The sequence below is a fragment of the Pseudomonas sp. LTR0 genome (assembly GCF_036630035.1).
Taxonomy (GTDB): domain Bacteria; phylum Pseudomonadota; class Gammaproteobacteria; order Pseudomonadales; family Pseudomonadaceae; genus Aquipseudomonas; species Aquipseudomonas putida_Y.
In genome coordinates, this window is sequence record NZ_CP123734.1 from 1,468,919 (window position 1) to 1,486,967 (window position 18,049).

Genomic DNA, 18,049 nt, shown 5'->3' on the forward strand with positions numbered 1-18,049 from the left:
TCGTGCAAATCATCGCAGTGCCGACTTGAGGAACCTCTCGGTGCATCTCCCCTTGTCTGAGGGCGATGGGCCAAACGCGAGCTCGAGGCCTGGATGTGATTCGTACTGTTGCTAAACGGTCAAATTTTATTTGGGGAGTCAATTGATGTTTATTGGTTGATCTGTCAGAAGGGTGGAGCAGTATCAATTCCATTGATGGGAGCTATTTTTTTATCTAAGCCTAAAGGATTAAACGATTCAGCCGATACACATTAACTTGTGTCTACGATTGAGGTTTTGCATGAAATTTCGTGATCTTAAAATAGGGCCTCGTGCGGCATTGATTTTTTCAGTCATAGTCGCCGTGGTCGTTGTGATGGGGTTGTTGTCTGTTAATAAGTTGGAAAGGCTTCGTCAAGCAGAACAGGATGTTGAAACAAATTGGATGGCCAGCATCCGGCTAGCTGGGCTTATAAACTCAAGTGTTCTTAGGCTAAGGTTGGAAAGTCTTCGAGCAACTACCACGAATGATCCTGTAGTTCGTGATCAGACAGTAAAAACTTTTCCGGATTATCGGCGGGAGTTCACAAGGCTCATAGGCAGATACGAATCGGTTGTGGCAAGTCCTGAAGAGCAGTCGCTGTACGACAAAGTGAGGGAAAGCGCTGATCGTTATGAAGGGCTCCTGAATCAGTTAGAGCCTATGCTCGTCGCTGGTGACAACGCGGCTGCGTCGGCGTTAATTAGCTCAGCTATTCGCCCGCTTACCAATAGTCTCGTTGATCAAATTTCTGATTTGATGGTTTATAACGATCAAGGTGCAAAAGCAGCGGGAGTGTTAGCGGGTGAGATCTATCATAGCGGATTAGTAACAATCTATGGTCTGCTTTTGACTGTGGTGACGCTCACAATTGCTTTGGGTTACTTGCTGGTGCGGAGTGTGACTCAGCCTCTAGATGAAGCGCTTTCAATCGCCAAGGTTATCGCGAATAAAGATCTTTCGCAGACGTTCAAGGTTTCAGGCCGAGACGAGGCAGCTGCGATGCTGGTTGCTATCTCTCAAATGCAAAATAATTTGAAAGACACGTTGACCCATATTTCCGACAGCTCAACGCAACTCGCTTCGGCTGCAGAAGAAATGGCAGCAGTCACTGAAGAAAGTAGTCGAGGGTTGGTCAAGCAAAACGATGAAGTTAACCAGGCTGCGACCGCTGTCAATGAAATGAGTGCCGCAGTTGATGAAGTGGCAGTGAATGCTGCGGAAGCCGCTGATGCATCCGGGCGAGCTCAACAACTCACCAAATCTGGACTCGAAAATGTTAAGAGAACTCTAGGAGCTATACAAGCGCTATCCTCCTATGTTGAGTCTACGGGCGAGCAGATCCAAACGCTTTCTTCGCGCGCTCAGGACATCAGTAAAGTCATTGAGGTGATTAGAGCCATCGCTGAGCAAACAAACCTACTGGCGTTGAATGCTGCAATTGAGGCCGCAAGGGCTGGAGAACAGGGTAGGGGCTTTGCAGTTGTTGCAGATGAGGTTAGAGCTCTTGCCCATCGTACTCAACAATCCACTCAAGAAATTGAGCAAATGATTGGCTCTATCCAGGATGATTCGGTTCAGGCCGTTAGGGCTATGATCGAAAGTCAGAAAATGGCTGATGAATCTACCTCTGTCGCACAGCTGGCTAGTGACTCGCTAGAGGAAATATCTCAGTCAATCACTATGATCAATGAGCGAAATGTTTTGATTGCGACTGCTTCAGAAGAGCAGGCTCAGGTGGCACGAGAGATTGATCGAAACCTCACAAGTATTCGTGATTTGTCTACCCAAAGCGCTGCGGGTGCAAGCCAGACTGCGAGTGCCAGCGGGGAAGTTTCCAACCTTGCAGTCGGTCTAAATCGTGTAGTGCAAGATTTTAGGCTGTAAGCTTTAGATTTTCATGTGGATTTGGATAGATGTTAGCAGGGATGCTTATTTATAAGTTTGCACTGGGGACTCAGGCGCAAGTATGCTCTGTGACTTTTCGTCTTATGCGTTGTCGTTGTTTTTCAGGGCTTATATTATTCTAATGATGATCTTTTTTCGAGTTGCTAAGGTGCATCCTCCGCACTCAGAAAATAGCGTTTCTCATATTCTGCTGGAGGCGGCTGCATAGACTGTTTCGTTAGCATTTAGGGTTATAGAACATCTCGATAAAATCAAAAATATCACTTCGAGCTTCTTCACGGATTGTGTAGATTTTTCGTTGGGTTCGCTCCCGCTTCAAGGCTGGAAAAAGCTCTCCGCTACGGCACTGTCGTGGCAGTTTCCCCGCCGAGTCATGCTGCTGATCACATTGTTGGCCTTCAAGAAGCTTTGCCAGTCTGAACTACTGAACTGACAGTATTGTCTGAGTGAATCATGACTTGCTGCTGTGGCTTGCGTCGCCAGCCCGTTTGCGAACGCAGCTCCCTCCACCTGCATCACGCGCCCGACTCGATTTCGACCGCTTTCCTCTCCCGGCTTACGCAGGTCGGCGATGGCCAGTTACAGCGGGAAGACGATAGTCGTAGAGGTGATCGCGAGCACGGGCAATACCGCACGCGCGGAAAGAGGGTACGCAGGCATAACATTTGTTCCAGGCAAAAATAGTCGTACAGCGTGCCTGCGCTGAGCTCATAACCGCGGTAAATCCCAACCCCTCAATGATAGCCCGCCCGAAGATGGGGGCTTCGGTGGCATGGTGCGGGATGAATGCTCCTTAGGGCTCTTTAGCGGTCATTCGCGGCATCTCACAGGACAGTGCTCAAGAGCCAACCCAAGGCACCGCTGCCTAGTACGACCAGCCAAGGCGGCAGCTTCCAGAATATCAATGCCACCATTGCCACGAGGGCCAGGCCAAAGTCTTGCGGGCCATGAATTGCACTCGTCCATACCGGCTGGTAGAGAGCAGCCAGCAGCAGGCCAACCACGGCCGCATTGATGCCCAGCAGTGCTGCCTGCGTGCGCAGGCTACGGCGTAGGTATTCCCAGAATGGCAAGGCGCCCATCACCAACAGGAAAGACGGCGCAAAAATCGCTAGCAGGCAGATCAGGCCGCCAAGCCAGCCAGTTGGTGCATGGTTCATCGATGCGCCGAGAAAGGCCGCGAAGGTGAACAGCGGGCCCGGAACGGCCTGCGCCGCACCATAGCCCGCGAGGAATGGGTCGTTGTCGACCCAGCCGGATGGTACGACCTCAGCCTGCAACAGCGGCAGCACCACATGTCCGCCACCGAAAACCAGTGAGCCGGCGCGGTAGAAAGCATCCACCATCGCCAGCGTCTGGATCGGGATCACAGCTGCCAGCAACGGCAGGCCAAGCAGGAGGACAAAGAACAGGGCCAGCCAGAACAATCCAATGCGACGCCGCACGCTGATAGGAAGCGGATCATGGGTGTCGCCATGCTGCGGTTTGAAAAGCAGCAAACCGACGATGCCGGCAAGGACGATGGCACTCACTTGCCCCCAAGCGGAGGGTACGAGCAGCACGAAGCAAGTCGCCGCCGCCATGATCGAGATACGCGGTGCATCGGGGCACAGATTGCGCGCCATACCCCAGACCGCCTGGGCGACCACCGCCACGGCCACTACTTTCAAGCCTTGCAGCACTCCTGCGGGCATGGCATCGCCATAACTGGCCATGCCGAGTGCGAAGAAGATCAAGGCAATTGCAGAGGGCAAGGTGAAGCCGAGCCATGCGGCCAGCGCTCCGGTATAGCCGGAGCGGGACAACCCGAGCGCAATCCCGACCTGGCTACTAGCTGGCCCCGGTAAGAACTGGCAAAGGGCGACGAGATCTGCATAGCTGCGCTCGCTCAACCATTGTCGGCGCACCACGAACTCGTCGCGGAAGTATCCCAGGTGTGCGATTGGGCCGCCAAAAGAGGTCAGTCCCAAGCGGAGGAAGATCAAAAACACAGCCCAAGGGCTACGGCCAGTTTTGGTGATTTTGGTCATTGTCGTTGCTAGATGTGTGGCGGGGCAGGATGAAATCTCCGTTTACGATAGCGTGAATCGAGAATTAAGTGCGACCGCTGATATTTGTCATAGAGGGCTTGCAAAATATATGAAAAATTGTATATTCGAAAAAACATATGTTTCTAGAGTGCTTCGTGATGGTGGCAAGATCCGAGTGCTATTTGTTTGCACCGCAAACGCTGCTCGCTCCCAGCTCGCTGAGGCGTTGCTGCAACGCACGGACGCAGTGCATTTCGAGGCGTTCAGCGCTGGCACCCAACCCGGTGGGGTAGACCCACGCACCTACGCCGCCCTCGAACACCTCGCTATCGATGCCAGTGCGTTACGCAGCAAATCCATTGATGAGTTTGCCGGTGAGCGCTTTGACTACGTCATCGCCCTTTGCGACAAAGCTGCCCGGGAATGACAGACACTGCCGGCATTCGACGAGGGCCTGGCTTGGCACTTCAAAGACCCCGTTACCAGCGACAAACATGATTCATTCCACCACACGCTTCACGAGATCCATGAACGCATCAAGCTGTTCGTCCTCGTGAAAACCAAACACTGAGAACTGCTATGACTGACTCGCTGACACCTACCAAGGTGTTCAAATGCCTCGCCGACGAGAATCGCATTCGGATGATGCTGTTGATCGCCCGCGAGGAAGAGCTCTGCGTCTGTGAACTGATCTGTGCCCTGGAGGAAAGTCAGCCGAAGGTTTCCCGCCACCTGGCGCAACTGCGCACGTGTGACCTGCTAGAAGACCGCCGGCAGGGGCAGTGGGTCTACTACCGGCTTCATCCAGAGCTGCCCACCTGGGTACGAGAGGTCTTGAAAACGACGCTTGAGGCCAATCGCGGGTGGCTCAGTACCAGTGCCGCGCGACTCGACGCCATGGGTGACCGCCCACAGCGCGTATCCACCTGCTGCTGATCACCGCCGAGAAAAACCGATGAAAGTTCTTTTCCTCTGCACCGCCAATAGTTGCCGTAGCATCTTGTCTGAAGCCGTGTTCAACGACCTGGCTCTGGCCGGTATGCGGGCGTTCAGTGCCGGAAGCGAGCCCAAGGGAGAAGTGAATCCGCTTTCGATCGCAGCACTGGAGCGGGCCGCCATTTCCACTGAGGGGCTCAGCAGCAAGTCAACTGACGCGCATGCAGATCTGAGACCAGACGTTGTCATCACTGTCTGCGACAAGGCGGCGGGCGAGGCATGCCCCATTTTCTTCGGGCATTCGACGAGAGCTCACTGGGGGCTTACTGACCCTTCTGACCTGCAAGGCAGCGCGGCTGAAGTAGAGGCTGCTTTCGACGCCACGCTGGAACACATCAAGCGACGCATCACGGCATTCCTCGCACTGCCTTTAGAAGAACTTGATGCTGCGCAACTCAAGGTCGAGCTTGCACGCATCGGAATGCTATGACGTTCAGGGAGATCCACCATGAGCAAAAGCCGACTTTCATTTCTCGACCGCTACCTAACGGTCTGGATCTTCCTGGCCATGGGGCTTGGGATCGGGCTGGGCAGCCAGTTCCAGGGATTGCCGGGCTGGCTGAACAGCCTCTCGGTGGGTTCGACAAACATCCCTATCGCGATCGGTCTGATCATCATGATGTATCCGCCCCTGGCCAAGGTGAAGTACGAGGAACTGCCGCAGGTCTTCAAGGACAAGCGCATCCTCGCCTTGTCGCTGACCCAGAACTGGATGATTGGGCCAATGCTCATGTTCGGGTTGGCCGTGGTGTTCCTTTCCGACAAACCAGAGTACATGACCGGCTTGATCCTCATCGGCTTGGCGCGTTGCATCGCCATGGTGCTGGTGTGGAACCAGATCGCCGGGGGCAACAACCAGTACGTGGCGGGCCTGGTCGCCTTCAACAGTATTTTCCAGATCCTGTTCTTCAGCGTATACGCCTGGATCTTCCTAGGCCTGCTGCCGCCGCTGTTTGGCCTTGAAGGTAGTGTCATCGAGACCAGCTTCCTCGAGATCGCCCAATCGGTGCTGATATATCTTGGCATCCCGTTCCTCGCCGGCTTCCTGACCCGCAAGATCCTGATTAGCAATAAAGGCGCTACCTGGTATCAGGAGCATTTCATTCCGAAAATCAGTCCGCTGACGCTCGTGGCACTGCTGCTGACCATCGTCGCCATGTTCAGCCTGAAGGGTGACATGGTGCTGCAACTGCCGCTGGATGTGCTGCGTATCGCTATCCCGCTAACCATCTACTTCGTGGTGATGTTCTTCATCAGCTTCTGGATGGGCAAGCTGCTGGAAGCCGACTACCCCCGCACCACTGCGCTGGCCTTCACCGCAGCGAGCAACAACTTCGAACTGGCCATTGCCGTGGCCATCGCCACCTTCGGCCTCGCCTCGCCGGTAGCCTTCGCCACCGTCATCGGGCCCTTGGTGGAAGTGCCGGTACTGATCTCTCTGGTTGGTGTGGCCTGGTGGCTCAAACGTCGCTGGTTCGATCAACCCTCTGGAAGCCTCTCCCAGGAGTGACCTCATGACCGAACACCACATCCCCAATATCGACGGTGAACTCGTTGACCTGCCGACGGCAGAAAAACTGGCAACTCATCAGACATCCACTCACAAGCCACGCATCCTGCTGCTGTATGGATCCACCCGTGAGCGCTCCTTCAGTCGCCTGCTAACGGAAGAAGCGGCCCGCCTGCTGGAGCACTTCGGAGCCGAGACGCGGATCTTCAATCCGACCGGTCTGCCACTGGTGGATGACGTGCCCGACGACCACCCTATGGTCAAGGAGCTGCGCGACCTGGTGCTTTGGTCGGAAGGCATGGTCTGGTGCTCGCCAGAGCGCCACGGTGCAATGACTGGCGTATTTAAGTCGCAGATCGACTGGATCCCTCTGAGCATGGGGGCTGTGCGCCCAACCCAGGGCAAGACTTTGGCAGTGATGCAGGTTTGCGGCGGTTCGCAGTCGTTCAACGTGGTCAACCAACTGCGCGTACTCGGTCGTTGGATGCGCATGTTCACCATCCCTAACCAGTCGTCGGTGCCCAAGGCCTATCTGGAATTCGATGAAGCGGGCCGCATGAAGCCGTCCCCGTATTACGACCGCGTCGTCGACGTGATGGAGGAACTGGTGAAGTTCACCCTGCTGATTCGTGATCGCGCTGATTACCTGGTTGATCGCTACTCCGAACGCAAAGAGTCAGCAGAAGAACTCTCCAAGCGCGTTAATCAACGTTCCATCTGAGGCTTATCGAGCATGCAACTGCACCCGTACTCCGTGCTGGCCAACTCCGAGCTGATCGGCCAGCTGATCTTCACTCCGTGCCCTGGCACCAAAGACACCTCAGTATCTCAGGCGTTGTCGACGCTGCGCGAAGCCGGCGCGAGCGCGCTGGTCACCCTGATGCCAGGTGAAGAGCTGCTGCAGAATGAAGTCGATCTTCTTCCTGAGGAGTGCCAGTTGCTCGGCCTCGAATGGTTCCACCTGCCGGTGGAAGATGACGAAGCGCCTGGCGAGCCCTTTGCCGCTGCGTGGAACGCCCACCGGGAGCGCCTGAAGGAACTGATGATGAACGGAAAGTCGATTGCCATCCACTGCAAGGGCGGCTCCGGCCGTACAGGCCTGTTTGCGGCCCGCCTGATGATCGAGTGCGGCATTCCCGCACATGAAGCGGTTGCTCAAGTGCAGGCCCTGCGTCCACGAGCCATTCAGAACCCCGCGCACGTCGAGTATATCAACCAGTTCGACAATACCCTCTGACCGTCCACTGACGGCAATTCGAGACCAACAACATGGCAATCAAAATAGGCATCAATGGGTTCGGCCGCATCGGTCGCTTGGCGCTGCGCGCGTCCTGGGACTGGCCAGAGTTTGAATTCGTCCAGATCAATGATCCGGCCGGCGACGCCACGACGCACGCCCACCTGATCAACTTCGATTCGGTTCACGGTCGCTGGCACCGTGAGGCGAGCGCTGAAGGCGACTCGGTGGTGATCGAGGGTAAGCGCATCAAAGTCACCGCGAACAAGGCGATCGCTGACACTGACTGGTCGGGCTGTGATCTCGTCCTCGAGGCCAGCGGCAAGATGAAGTCGGTGGCTGTGCTCCAGGCCTACCTGGATCAAGGCGTCAAACGTGTAGTGGTCTGTGCTCCGGTGAAGGAGAACGGTGCGCTGAACGTGGTGATGGGCGTCAACCACCACCTTTTTGATCCAGCTCAACACCGCATCGTTACCGCCGCCTCCTGTACCACCAACTGCTTGGCTCCGGTGGTCAAGGTCATCCACGAGAACCTGGTCATCCGCCACGGTTCGATCACCACCATCCACGACCTGACCAATACCCAGAGCATCCTCGATACGCCTCACAAGGATCTGCGCCGCGGCCGTGCCTCTGGCATGAGCCTGATTCCAACCACCACCGGTTCGGCCACGGCCATCGCCGAGATCTTCCCTGAGTTGCGCGGCAAGTTGAACGGTCATGCCGTACGCGTTCCGCTGGCCAACGCCTCGCTGACCGACTGCGTGTTCGAGGTCGAGCGTGCCACAACGGCTGAAGAGGTGAACGCGCTGCTGAAGGCGGCGGCCGAAGGCCCACTGAAAGGCATCCTGGGCTATGAAGAACGGCCACTGGTGTCCATCGACTACCGTACCGATCCACGCTCTTCGATCATCGATGCGATGTCGACCTTGGTGGTCAGCGGTACCCAGGTGAAGATCTACGCTTGGTACGACAACGAATGGGGCTACGCCAACCGCGCTGCGGAGCTGGCTCGACTGGTCGGCATGGCGGAGTAATCGGCGATCATGAAGGCGTTGTCAGCCCTGTCTGCGGAAGTGCGTCAGTACCTGCTGGTTACCGGCAACTACTGGGCCTTCACCCTCACCGACGGCGCACTGCGCATGTTGGTGGTATTGCACTTCAATACTCTGGGCTACACGCCGCTGCAAATCGCAGCGCTGTTCCTGTTCTATGAGATCTTTGGCGTGATCACTAACCTGGTGGGCGGCTACCTCGGCGCCCGCCTGGGACTCAATCGCACCATGAACATCGGCTTGGGCATGCAAGTGCTGGCCTTGCTCATGCTCACGGTGCCGGCAGTCTGGCTCACGGTACCATGGGTCATGGGAGCCCAGGCGTTGTCTGGTATCGCCAAGGATCTGAACAAAATGAGCGCCAAGAGCTCGATCAAGCTCTTGGTACCGGACAACCAGCAAGGCACCCTCTACAAGTGGGTGGCCATCCTCACTGGTTCGAAAAACGCGCTCAAAGGGGTGGGGTTCTTTCTCGGTGGCGCACTGCTTGCACTGCTAGGCTTCACCTTGGCGGTGCTGGTCATGGCAGCAGTGCTGGCCTTGATCTGGATCGGCAGTTTGGTTCTGCTGAAAAAAGACATGGGCAAGGCCAAGGTCAAACCGAAATTCCGCGACATGCTGTCCAAGAGCCGGGCGATCAACCTCCTCTCGGCCGCACGGCTGTTTCTTTTCGGTGCCCGTGACGTGTGGTTCGTAGTTGCGCTGCCGGTCTACCTGAGCACTACATTCGGCTGGGACTTCTGGCAGGTTGGTGGTTTCTTGGCCGCCTGGATCATCGGCTACGGCATCGTCCAATCTTTCGCCCCCCACATCACCGGCAAAAAGCAGGGCCATGTACCCGACGGCAGAGCTGCATTCATCTGGGCGATCGTTCTGGCCGGGCTGCCCGCGCTGATTGCTCTCGGCCTGACATCAGGCTGGTCGGCACAAGCCGTGTTGATCGGTGGGCTGATGCTGTTCGGCATGCTATTTGCCGTGAACTCGTCGCTGCACAGCTATCTGATCGTCAGCTACGCCAAGGAAGACGGGGTATCGCTGGACGTTGGCTTCTACTACATGTCCAATGCGCTTGGGCGCTTGGTGGGCACACTGCTTTCCGGCTGGGTGTTTCAGGCCTATGGCTTGGAGGCGTGCTTGTGGGTGTCTAGTGGCTTTGTACTGGTTGCCGCGCTCATTTCGATTGCTTTGCCCAGGCACGACGACCTTGCGCCACAGGTCAGCTAGGCACCAAGAGGGATCCAGCCCCCGTTCCCAATGATTTTCTATTCCACATTTACGAGGCCTTTGCTGAGTTTACTGGTGTGCCCAGTGGTCTCGAGCGCTTTAGCCGGCAGATCCCGGTAAGCGTCTCGTGACCACATATCGCTGCTCGCCGCAGACCAATGAGGGAGCGGGCATCACCAAGACTCTGGATTACCGCCTCTAACGCCAGCCCCGACGCGCTATTGCGTTCCAGCGGGAATTTCCGCATAGCTCATGTTCGTATCTCCAAGGGGTTAAGAAGGGGTCTGGGCTAGTTGGCCTTTTTGCCGACGGTGCCCATTTCGATTGGGGTCTTTATGTAAAACACTGAGATCTCCTCTAGCTCCAATCGCCTGAATAATCTTTCGGATTCGTCCTCGGTGATAGCCATGCGAATTTCGGTCGGCTGATCCGCCAGTTCAAAAAAATGCGAGGAGTGCAACCGACCAGTATGCCCAAAGCCCTCGATACCTGTAGAAAGGGTCGCGCCACGCAGCCCCATTTCCTTTGCTAAATCAACGATCCAGTCGCCCAGCATCTTTCCCTGGTAACGACGGTTCTGTTGGGTAAAGAAAATCACCAGAAAACCTTTCATTCCCATCTCCTCAACGCGTGCCAATCATTTGAAAGGACAGAAGCCCGGCAGCCGTCATCGCCAACGAGCCCACGACGTGCAACGAAATCGAGCCAAGTGCCCACAGCAATCTCCCTTCTTGGATTAGGGCAACTGTTTCGGCTGAAAAGGTGGAAAAGGTGGTAAGTCCCCCACAGAAACCCGTGATGACCAGCAGGCGCCATTCAGGGCTTAAGGAAGGAGATGCGGCCAAGAACGCGATGGCTAGTCCGATGATGTAACCCCCGACCATGTTCGCCACCACAGTGCCTGGGGGAATTGTCGGGAACAGTGCGTTGAGCTTCATGCCTAGGAGCCAGCGCAACCAGGCACCAAGTGATGCGCCGATGGCAATAACTAATAGTGACTTCAGCATGGCTGCAAATCTCCTCTGGGCCGGTAGAGCTGAGGAGCTGCTGATAACAGTACGCGGAGTGAGAGAGCTGATATGAGAATGGTAGTCACAATCCTGTCCTAAATTGATGGACAGGGGCACACCTACGCACCCTGTCCAGGGTTCACGTAGGCATCATCAGCACGAAGCGGTTTTAAGGAGGAATGCCATCTCCTGAGAGGATCCTAAAGCAACGGTACCGAAAAATTCAACCTCCAAGCACTCAAATCAGTATGGCCTCCCGGGACACGGTGTCTACTGTCATGGTGACGTGAGGTTACCCAACTGCCCTCCATAGAAGTTCGAAAATTGGTAAGTGGATTTCCAATCCAATTGTTCAGTACGGGTTCGGTAGACGCTTGCGACCTTCGACGATGGCACTCACGTTGATGTCTAGGTGCGAGTGTCTCGGACAGGTAATACGCAAATGTTCATTGGCGTCTACGCACTCTAAGGCATGGCGGTTCACGTGGAGGCGTTCGATTCGCGCCTAGGTGAATCTATGTCACATGCACTGGCATCGGGTATCGCGATGGCTCGCCGGATAGCTAATCAAGGCGTCTCAGCAGCTACTCGACCAGCTGCTTCCGGATGAACACCTCCTGGCTAGCTCAGCGTTCGTCCCGAGACAGCTTTCGCGACAGAGGGCGTGAGGCGTTTGGTAAGGTCAGAACTACCGATTCGTTTTGATGTCATAATGATGCACAGAGACATCGGCACGTATCCTCGAGCCAGCCCTTTGGGCCATCAGTACAATGCTAAGCAACGACGATTTTCGCTACACCGCTCATAGGCATCTGCTCGAATTGGATGCTTCAAATTCCAGGCTCAGGCACCTCATTTCTCGGGGCGAGATCAACGGCGTCCTCTGGGACGATGCTGTGCAATGGCACCAAAACTCATATGAGGCTTGGGCCATCTTCTTGAGCCAAAATGCTCAGCCTTCGTTACCAGCCTGATCTGCAATCGCATAGAGATCTTCGATTTTCAGAGGTTCCACTTCACATCAGTCTACCCCCCCCGTGAGGCCAACGGCGCTTCTAGAGGGTCTGTCTGGTTTCAGAGCGAGAGTCCCTCCTTGTTCCTTGACTGGAAATCATAGCGCTGTTGGCGTGCCACCCCTCCCACCCAATCAAAAATTGACTGGCCGCTCAAGAAAAAGTGGCCTGTGTCGATAATTGCTCATTCAGCACGCGTGGAGCCTAAAATTGTTCAACCGCAAACTCAAAAAAACGCTGCAGGAGCAGAGTGCGGAGCTACATCTGCTACGTCAGCAGGTCGAGCAAATGGACAGAGGGATGCTCTCCATAAGACTTGATGCTCAGTTTCGGATCTGTGCGGTCAATCGACTTTTCTTGGATACCTTGGGGTATTCAGGCGACCATTTGGATGGCCGTCCGCTTTCCGAGATCGTCCCGCCTTACGTCAAAGATCTCCCTTGCTTCCACGCCTTCAATCGAGCTGTGGCGCGATTCGAACCCGTCAATGACGAATATCGCTACCTGCGTGCTGACGGTACTCTTGCATGGTTGAAAATCTACTGGCTTCCTATTCGAAACCAAGATGGTAGCTTGGCTCATGTCCAGGGTTACGGCAGTGAGATCACACGTACCGTTGAGCAGGCCAAGGAGAATGAGGCTCTGATTGAGGCGTTAGTTAGGTCAACAGCTGTCATTGAATTTAAATTGGATGGCACCGTGATCACGGCGAACAAACAGTTCCTCGATGCCATGGGCTACTCACTGGGCCAGATCGTAGGCAAACACCATCGCATGTTCTGTTCGACGCAAGAAGCGGCATCCGATGAGTACGTAAGTTTTTGGAAGACACTCAACCGTGGAGAGTACGTCGCGAATCGCTTCAAGCGAGTCGACGGGCGTGGCAACGATATTTGGCTGGAGGCAACCTACAACCCTGTGCACGACACTGAGGGCAACCTAGCTAAGGTCGTGAAATTTGCGAGTGTGGTTACCGACCAGGTGGCTAGAGAGCAAGAAGTTAAAGATGCCGCCGGTGTTGCTTTTGATGTGTCGCAACGAACGGACTCAAGTGCCGAGCACGGCGCTGTCGTGGTAACGCGAACGGTAGGCACGATGCGAAGTATTGCTGAGCAAATGAAGCTCGCAACCGACAGCATCGAGGCGCTCGGTAAGCAATCTGCGTTGATCAGCTCAATCGTTCAAACCATTGGCGGTATTGCGTCGCAGACCAACCTTCTTGCCTTGAATGCGGCGATTGAAGCGGCACGTGCCGGAGAGCAGGGGCGGGGCTTCGCTGTGGTTGCCGACGAAGTCCGAAAGCTCGCAGGCCATACCAGCTCGGCGACCGAAGAGATTGTGAACGTCGTTCAGCAAAACCAGGAGCTCGCTGATAAGGCCGTCGCCCAGATGTTCAGCAGTCGTGCGAAAGCCGAGGAGGGCTTGGTACTCGCCAACGAGGCGGGCACGGTTATCCTCGAGATTCAGAATGGAGCAAAGCAAGTAGTAGAAGCCGTTGGGCGCTTCGCTAACGAGGTGAAGTAGACCCACCTTTATTGCTCTGTTGGCGAGGTTGATCGATCTGGTAGTGTGATGGAAGCAGGTGGGGGGTGTGCGTTATCTGGCATCGTCACAGGCTTCTCGATCTTAAAATACTGTGGGTCGTCCGCTAGCGGACGCCCTGGTCATAAATTGGGTGGGCTGCAAGTTTTAGCAGCATCACGGCTACTCGCGCAGGGCATCAGCTACACAAACCTTCCAGCTCGGTCTGGATCATGGTGGGCTTCGACTTCAGCCGTTCGTACACCTTGGGGTCAGCCCACTGGGCAATGATCGCGGGAGAGAACTCAATGAGGTCGAGGTCAATCAAGCCCATACGGGGGTTCACAACATCCTCGCGGAAGCACTGCGCATACCCCGTTTCGGTTTCGTGCACGATCACAGAGTGGAGCTGAACGCCGGATTCACCGTTCTTCATTTCGGTGTTCTCCAAGGCGGTTTCCACCAAGCGGAAGATCAATCTGGAGAACTGCTCAGCACTCGGTGACACGGGGATGAGTACCCAGCGCTCTGAATGCCTGCGAATGTACGCAATGTAATCAGGATCATCCTGTGACCAGATCGCGACGGCGTGATCGAAGGCGTCGATCAATTCACGAACGTCCCCTTTAAGCAGCCCAAAGTCGTACACCATCTGCCCGTTATCCAAGGCGTCAGCGTGCAAGAGCAGCTCCACTTTGTAAGAGTGCCCATGAATCGAGTGAGAGCAGCGGCGGGTGCTGCAGCCTCGCACGATGTGCGCGTTTTCGAATTTGAATAGCTTACGGATCAGCATGAACCACCTTTTTCTTTGCTGCCTTTCGACGGTACAGGGTCAAATCCACCGGGATGCAGTGGGTGGCAACGCAAGAGCCGGCGTAGCGTCAACCAGCTGCCCATCAGCGCGCCATGAGTTCGCAGTGCTTCTATCGAGTACTGGGAGCATGAGGGGTGAAATCGGCATCGATTGCCTAAGGCTGGGCTGATGAAGAGTTGGTAGCCGCGCACCAGCGCAATCAGAATCGTGTTCGGCCATCGCTTCATATCACGCTCCTTGCTGCCGGGAGCAGCTTGGAGCCTTCTGGGCTGTCCTCGATGCTGAAGCCAGCTTCTAGCAACTCGTCACGCAGGGCGTCGGCTCTCGCGAAGTCGCGCGCACTACGTGCTTTGTTTCTTGCTTCCAGCAATGACTCAAGATGCTGTCGATGACTCAGCGGTTGTTCCAAAGGCACTACTGGGGGGGTCAAGGCAGCGAGGGCGGCGTGAGGCTCTTGCTGCAGTAGGCCGAGCAGTCCAGCAGATTTGAGCAACCGTGCTTTACTGAGCGACCGCATTTCATCTGTCCCCGCCTGATCGAGCTCCGACCTGATTACATGCAGCCGGGCCAGTGCCTCGGTTACGCCCAAGTCATTCTTTAACGAATTCAGCACTTGGTCGTCCGGCGCCACATCAGCAGGAGCGATCAACGAACTGACCTTCGACAGTGAGGTATAGAACCTAATCAGGATTTGGACAGCAGACTGCAGGCGCTGCGTATTCCAGTCCATCGGACGGCGGTAATGGGTAGACAGCAGCGCGAATCGAATCGCTTCTCCAGGTGCCTGAGCAAGCAGATCTCGGACTAACAATACGTTGCCCAGTGATTTGGACATCTTCTGCCCATCGACGGTAACGAAGCTGTTGTGCACCCACATGCGGCAGTAGAGTGTGCCGTTCGCACATGCGCCCTGAGCAATCTCATTTTCGTGGTGAGGGAAAATAAGATCTTGGCCTCCACCATGAATGTCGATGGTATGGCCCAGGTGTCGACCAATCATGGCAGAGCACTCTACATGCCATCCTGGTCTACCTCGTCCCCAAGGGCTGCTCCAGCCGGGCATTTCAGAGGTCGAAGGTTTCCAGAGAACGAAGTCCAAAGGGCTGCGCTTATAGGGAGCTACCTCGACCCTTGCCCCCGCCAACATGTCTTTGGGTGAGCGCCCTGATAGGTGGCCGTATGCGGGGTACGAGGGGACGTGGAAGAGCACATGCTCTTGCTCGACGTAGGCATGGCCGCGCTCAACGAGTCGTTTGATCAGCGCGATGATCTCTGGAATATGGTCGGTAACACGTGGTTCCAGGTCGGGTGAGGCGATTCCAAGGGCTGCCATGTCTTCATGGTAGGCATCAATGAAGCGGCTGGTGATGTCCGCTATGGGAGAGCCTGACGCGATTGCTGCAGCATTGATCCTGTCGTCCACGTCCGTGAAATTTCGCGCGTAAACGACCTCGTTAAATTCGTGGCGCAGGACTCTGGCAAGGATGTCGAAGACAACTGCAGGTCTAGCATTGCCGATGTGCGCGTAGTTGTAGACGGTAGGGCCGCATACATACATGGTCACCCGATCAGGCTGCTCTGTGCGCAACGCTTCTTTCTGCCGGGTGAGGGTGTTGTGAAGGTGGATGCTCGACCTCATACGCTGATGCCTTCGATATGCCCTGCCTTGTCTTTAAAGGCTCTGAACGTCGCCTCGATCATCTCTCGTGTCACGTCTTGAGTGATGAAGACCAAGCGGGAACGCCGGTCTTCAGTCGGCCATGCAGGAAGCGGCGCGGACGGATGGAAGATGTGCTGCACGCCATGGAGGGCGATCGGCGTGTCTCGTCCCTCAATATTGAGGATGCCTTTAACCCGGAGGATGTCGCTTCCCAGCAAGGTCATTAACACCTCGAGCCAGCATTCCAAAGCAAGTTCACTGATGGGGTTGTCAATTGTGAAGCAGAACGCACGAATTCGGTCGCCGTGGCGGTTTACGTCCTGTTGAGGTGCTCGCAAGCCCGCAGAGAACAGCCCTCGATTCATACTGTTCTCAGGCTGAGGTGCGACTTGGAATTTAGGGGCAGAGCTGGCCTTGTATGCGTGCTCCTTTAACCAGCCTTCGACATCGGGCGACTTACCCTCGTGGGTGAACAGGCCCAAACCCAGAATCTTCTCAGCCAGCAGCTCGCCGTTCTGAATTTCCCACCGAGGTGCTGCCGGGTTGATGTCGGCGAGCCGCTCAAGCAGATCGGCCCTGTGTTCTGGGCTCACGAGGTCACCTTTGGTGAGCAGCAGCACGTCAGCCATGGCTGCTTGCTTGATCGCCTCCTGATGACCATCAAGCGTTGCCATTCCGGTGGCTAGGTCTACTGTCGCGACTACACCATCAAGTCGATACTTTGGCGCAATTTGAGCATGCGTCATGAGCGTGTGGATGATCGGTGCAGGATCGGCCAAGCCGGTCGTTTCGATTAGTACACGATCAAACTGGCGGCTCCCCTCCCGCGAGAAACGCCATGTGATGTCTTGCAACATCTGGACAAGGTCTCCGCGAATGGTGCAGCAGACGCAGCCGCTGCCCATTTCCATGATAATGTTCTCGTTACTGTAGGTAACCAGAAGATGGTCGAGAGCCATCTCACCAAATTCGTTGATGATGATCAGCGTGTTGGCAAACGCCGGCTGCCTCACCAACTGGTTTAGCAATGTCGTTTTGCCGCTGCCCAGGAATCCAGTCAGCAGCGTGACGGGGATCAACGAGCGCTGCGATTCACTTCCCATGATCAGCCTCATGTCGGTGAGGAGCAGACCACGCAGCAGCGTCATGAGGGTGTAGGCTTTCCAGGTGTTTGACGTGGACTCTCGGGGCTCGGTAGTTCGAAAGGACTGCACGAATCCGCCGTGCGGCATCTTCTACGAACATGAGATTCTGCCCATTCAGTGCTGCGAAGGCTTGCTCGTCGGCTCGTTTCACCGCGGTCTGCACCTGCGTACCCAGCGCATTTTCTACCGAGTCGATCAACGAGAGGAGACCCAAATTGGCAGCGTCTTGATCAATCAAGACAGAGACATGCGCCTCGCTCCGCTGGCTATGTGGAGTTGCTATGGATGCGTTTGCACGCAGCCATTGCGCCACGATCGCCGGTTCAACTGCGGACTGATTTGTGAACGCTTTCAGGAAGCTTTCTTCGACTAGCTGCCGCGACAACGCCGCTGAACAGGGGCACGTTGATGAGTAGCCGATCGTGGCTTCAACGCTCAAGGAAAAAGCGCCCTCTACCAAGGATGCATTCACGTTCACTGGGTACGATTTCCAGCCAGACAAACCCTCGGTGACGAGTGCCGGGCGGCGCACGAGGAGATCGAAGTCCAGTTGGAGGCGAGCGCTTCGGCTGTCACAATCGTGATGGCTTTCGATCATGCTGCTAAGCAACTCGCGAACATGCGGTGGTGAGATGTGATGACCTTCTCCCCAGCTGTCCAGCAGGCGATAGAGCCGGGACATATGGATGCCCTTGACTTGGGGGGCAGGTAGATCGACTTGTACGTCCGCTCTGGCATGAAGCTCGCGGTGATAGCCCGCTTCGTCAATCGTCACCGGTATGTCGATGCCTTGCATGCCAACCCATTCCAGAGGGCCAAGGGTCGGGGCAAGATCGGTGACGGAAACGTCGGGTAGTTGTGCACTCATTTGGTATGTCCGCAGGTGTCTGGCCCTCCCATGACAGGA

The 18,049-nt window shown here is 55.7% G+C and carries 17 protein-coding genes, 3 pseudogenes and 1 riboswitch; of the genes and pseudogenes, 11 read left to right on the forward strand and 9 right to left on the reverse strand.

Going from position 1 to position 18,049, the window contains the following annotated elements:
* The first annotated feature begins 280 nt into the window (after positions 1-280).
* Entirely contained in the window at positions 281-1,906 is a 1,626-nt protein-coding gene (locus tag QCL51_RS06855; protein WP_338444660.1) for a methyl-accepting chemotaxis protein, read from the forward strand.
* A gap of 164 nt (positions 1,907-2,070) precedes the next feature.
* On the opposite strand, the pseudogene QCL51_RS06860 reads toward QCL51_RS06855, so the two are convergent.
* Positions 2,071-2,409, reverse strand: a pseudogene (locus QCL51_RS06860) (IS3 family transposase); the annotation flags it as partial.
* Between the two features lie 342 nt (positions 2,410-2,751).
* Positions 2,752-3,957, reverse strand: coding sequence for a chromate efflux transporter (gene chrA / locus QCL51_RS06865; RefSeq protein ID WP_338444661.1), 1,206 nt, complete (start codon positions 3,955-3,957; stop codon positions 2,752-2,754).
* Positions 3,958-4,066: 109 nt separating this feature from the next.
* Here chrA and QCL51_RS06870 point away from each other — a divergent pair.
* The 8 genes and pseudogenes from QCL51_RS06870 to arsJ all read left to right on the forward strand — a co-directional run bounded on the left by QCL51_RS06870 (position 4,067) and on the right by arsJ (position 9,979).
* A pseudogene (locus tag QCL51_RS06870) lies at positions 4,067-4,528 on the forward strand (arsenate reductase ArsC).
* A gap of 8 nt (positions 4,529-4,536) precedes the next feature.
* Entirely contained in the window at positions 4,537-4,893 is a 357-nt protein-coding gene (locus tag QCL51_RS06875; RefSeq protein ID WP_054881832.1) for a metalloregulator ArsR/SmtB family transcription factor, read from the forward strand.
* A 19-nt stretch (positions 4,894-4,912) separates the two neighbouring features.
* Positions 4,913-5,383 (forward strand): arsenate reductase ArsC, encoded by a 471-nt coding sequence (locus tag QCL51_RS06880; protein ID WP_338444662.1) that lies wholly within the window; start codon positions 4,913-4,915, stop codon positions 5,381-5,383.
* Positions 5,384-5,401: 18 nt separating this feature from the next.
* A complete protein-coding gene (gene arsB / locus QCL51_RS06885; RefSeq protein WP_338444663.1) occupies positions 5,402-6,463 on the forward strand; it encodes an ACR3 family arsenite efflux transporter in 1,062 nt (353 codons plus the stop codon).
* Between the two features lie 4 nt (positions 6,464-6,467).
* Positions 6,468-7,184 carry an arsenical resistance protein ArsH gene (gene arsH, locus QCL51_RS06890; RefSeq protein ID WP_338444664.1) on the forward strand — a complete coding sequence of 239 codons (717 nt, stop codon included), beginning with the start codon at positions 6,468-6,470 and terminating at the stop codon, positions 7,182-7,184.
* Positions 7,185-7,196: 12 nt separating this feature from the next.
* The gene (locus QCL51_RS06895; protein ID WP_338444665.1) at positions 7,197-7,700 is read left to right on the forward strand and encodes a cyclin-dependent kinase inhibitor 3 family protein; all 504 of its coding nucleotides are present in this window, start codon (positions 7,197-7,199) and stop codon (positions 7,698-7,700) included.
* A gap of 32 nt (positions 7,701-7,732) precedes the next feature.
* Positions 7,733-8,737, forward strand: coding sequence for an ArsJ-associated glyceraldehyde-3-phosphate dehydrogenase (locus tag QCL51_RS06900; RefSeq protein ID WP_338444666.1), 1,005 nt, complete (start codon positions 7,733-7,735; stop codon positions 8,735-8,737).
* 9 nt (positions 8,738-8,746) lie between these two features.
* On the forward strand, positions 8,747-9,979 hold the full coding sequence (gene arsJ / locus QCL51_RS06905) for an organoarsenical effux MFS transporter ArsJ (protein ID WP_338444667.1): 1,233 nt from the start codon (positions 8,747-8,749) through the stop codon (positions 9,977-9,979).
* Between the two features lie 289 nt (positions 9,980-10,268).
* Here the strand turns inward: arsJ and QCL51_RS06910 are convergent, their stop codons facing one another.
* Positions 10,269-10,592, reverse strand: a complete 324-nt coding sequence (locus tag QCL51_RS06910; protein ID WP_054881839.1) for a DUF190 domain-containing protein — start codon at positions 10,590-10,592, stop codon at positions 10,269-10,271.
* 10 nt (positions 10,593-10,602) lie between these two features.
* Entirely contained in the window at positions 10,603-10,986 is a 384-nt protein-coding gene (gene crcB, locus QCL51_RS06915; protein ID WP_054881840.1) for a fluoride efflux transporter CrcB, read from the reverse strand.
* Positions 10,987-11,126: 140 nt separating this feature from the next.
* Positions 11,127-11,188: riboswitch (Fluoride riboswitch) on the reverse strand.
* Positions 11,189-11,374: 186 nt separating this feature from the next.
* Here crcB and QCL51_RS06920 point away from each other — a divergent pair.
* Positions 11,375-11,599, forward strand: a pseudogene (locus QCL51_RS06920) (hypothetical protein); the annotation flags it as partial.
* A 613-nt stretch (positions 11,600-12,212) separates the two neighbouring features.
* Positions 12,213-13,526 carry a PAS domain-containing methyl-accepting chemotaxis protein gene (locus tag QCL51_RS06925; protein WP_338444668.1) on the forward strand — a complete coding sequence of 438 codons (1,314 nt, stop codon included), beginning with the start codon at positions 12,213-12,215 and terminating at the stop codon, positions 13,524-13,526.
* A gap of 196 nt (positions 13,527-13,722) precedes the next feature.
* Here QCL51_RS06925 and QCL51_RS06930 read toward each other — a convergent pair whose 3' ends face one another.
* The 5 genes from QCL51_RS06930 to folE2 are packed head-to-tail and all read right to left on the reverse strand — an operon-like array spanning position 13,723 to position 18,010.
* A complete protein-coding gene (locus QCL51_RS06930; RefSeq protein WP_338444669.1) occupies positions 13,723-14,316 on the reverse strand; it encodes a 6-carboxytetrahydropterin synthase in 594 nt (197 codons plus the stop codon).
* Positions 14,310-14,564, reverse strand: coding sequence for a membrane protein insertion efficiency factor YidD (gene yidD, locus QCL51_RS06935; RefSeq protein ID WP_338444670.1), 255 nt, complete (start codon positions 14,562-14,564; stop codon positions 14,310-14,312). The genes QCL51_RS06930 and yidD overlap by 7 nt, the downstream gene beginning before the upstream one ends.
* Positions 14,561-15,976, reverse strand: a complete 1,416-nt coding sequence (gene cysS, locus QCL51_RS06940; RefSeq protein WP_338444671.1) for a cysteine--tRNA ligase — start codon at positions 15,974-15,976, stop codon at positions 14,561-14,563. Before cysS ends, yidD begins: the two co-directional genes overlap by 4 nt.
* Positions 15,973-17,145 carry a GTP-binding protein gene (locus tag QCL51_RS06945; protein WP_338444672.1) on the reverse strand — a complete coding sequence of 391 codons (1,173 nt, stop codon included), beginning with the start codon at positions 17,143-17,145 and terminating at the stop codon, positions 15,973-15,975. Before QCL51_RS06945 ends, cysS begins: the two co-directional genes overlap by 4 nt.
* The gene (gene folE2, locus QCL51_RS06950; protein ID WP_338444673.1) at positions 17,090-18,010 is read right to left on the reverse strand and encodes a GTP cyclohydrolase FolE2; all 921 of its coding nucleotides are present in this window, start codon (positions 18,008-18,010) and stop codon (positions 17,090-17,092) included. Before folE2 ends, QCL51_RS06945 begins: the two co-directional genes overlap by 56 nt.
* Positions 18,011-18,049 lie beyond the last annotated feature (39 nt).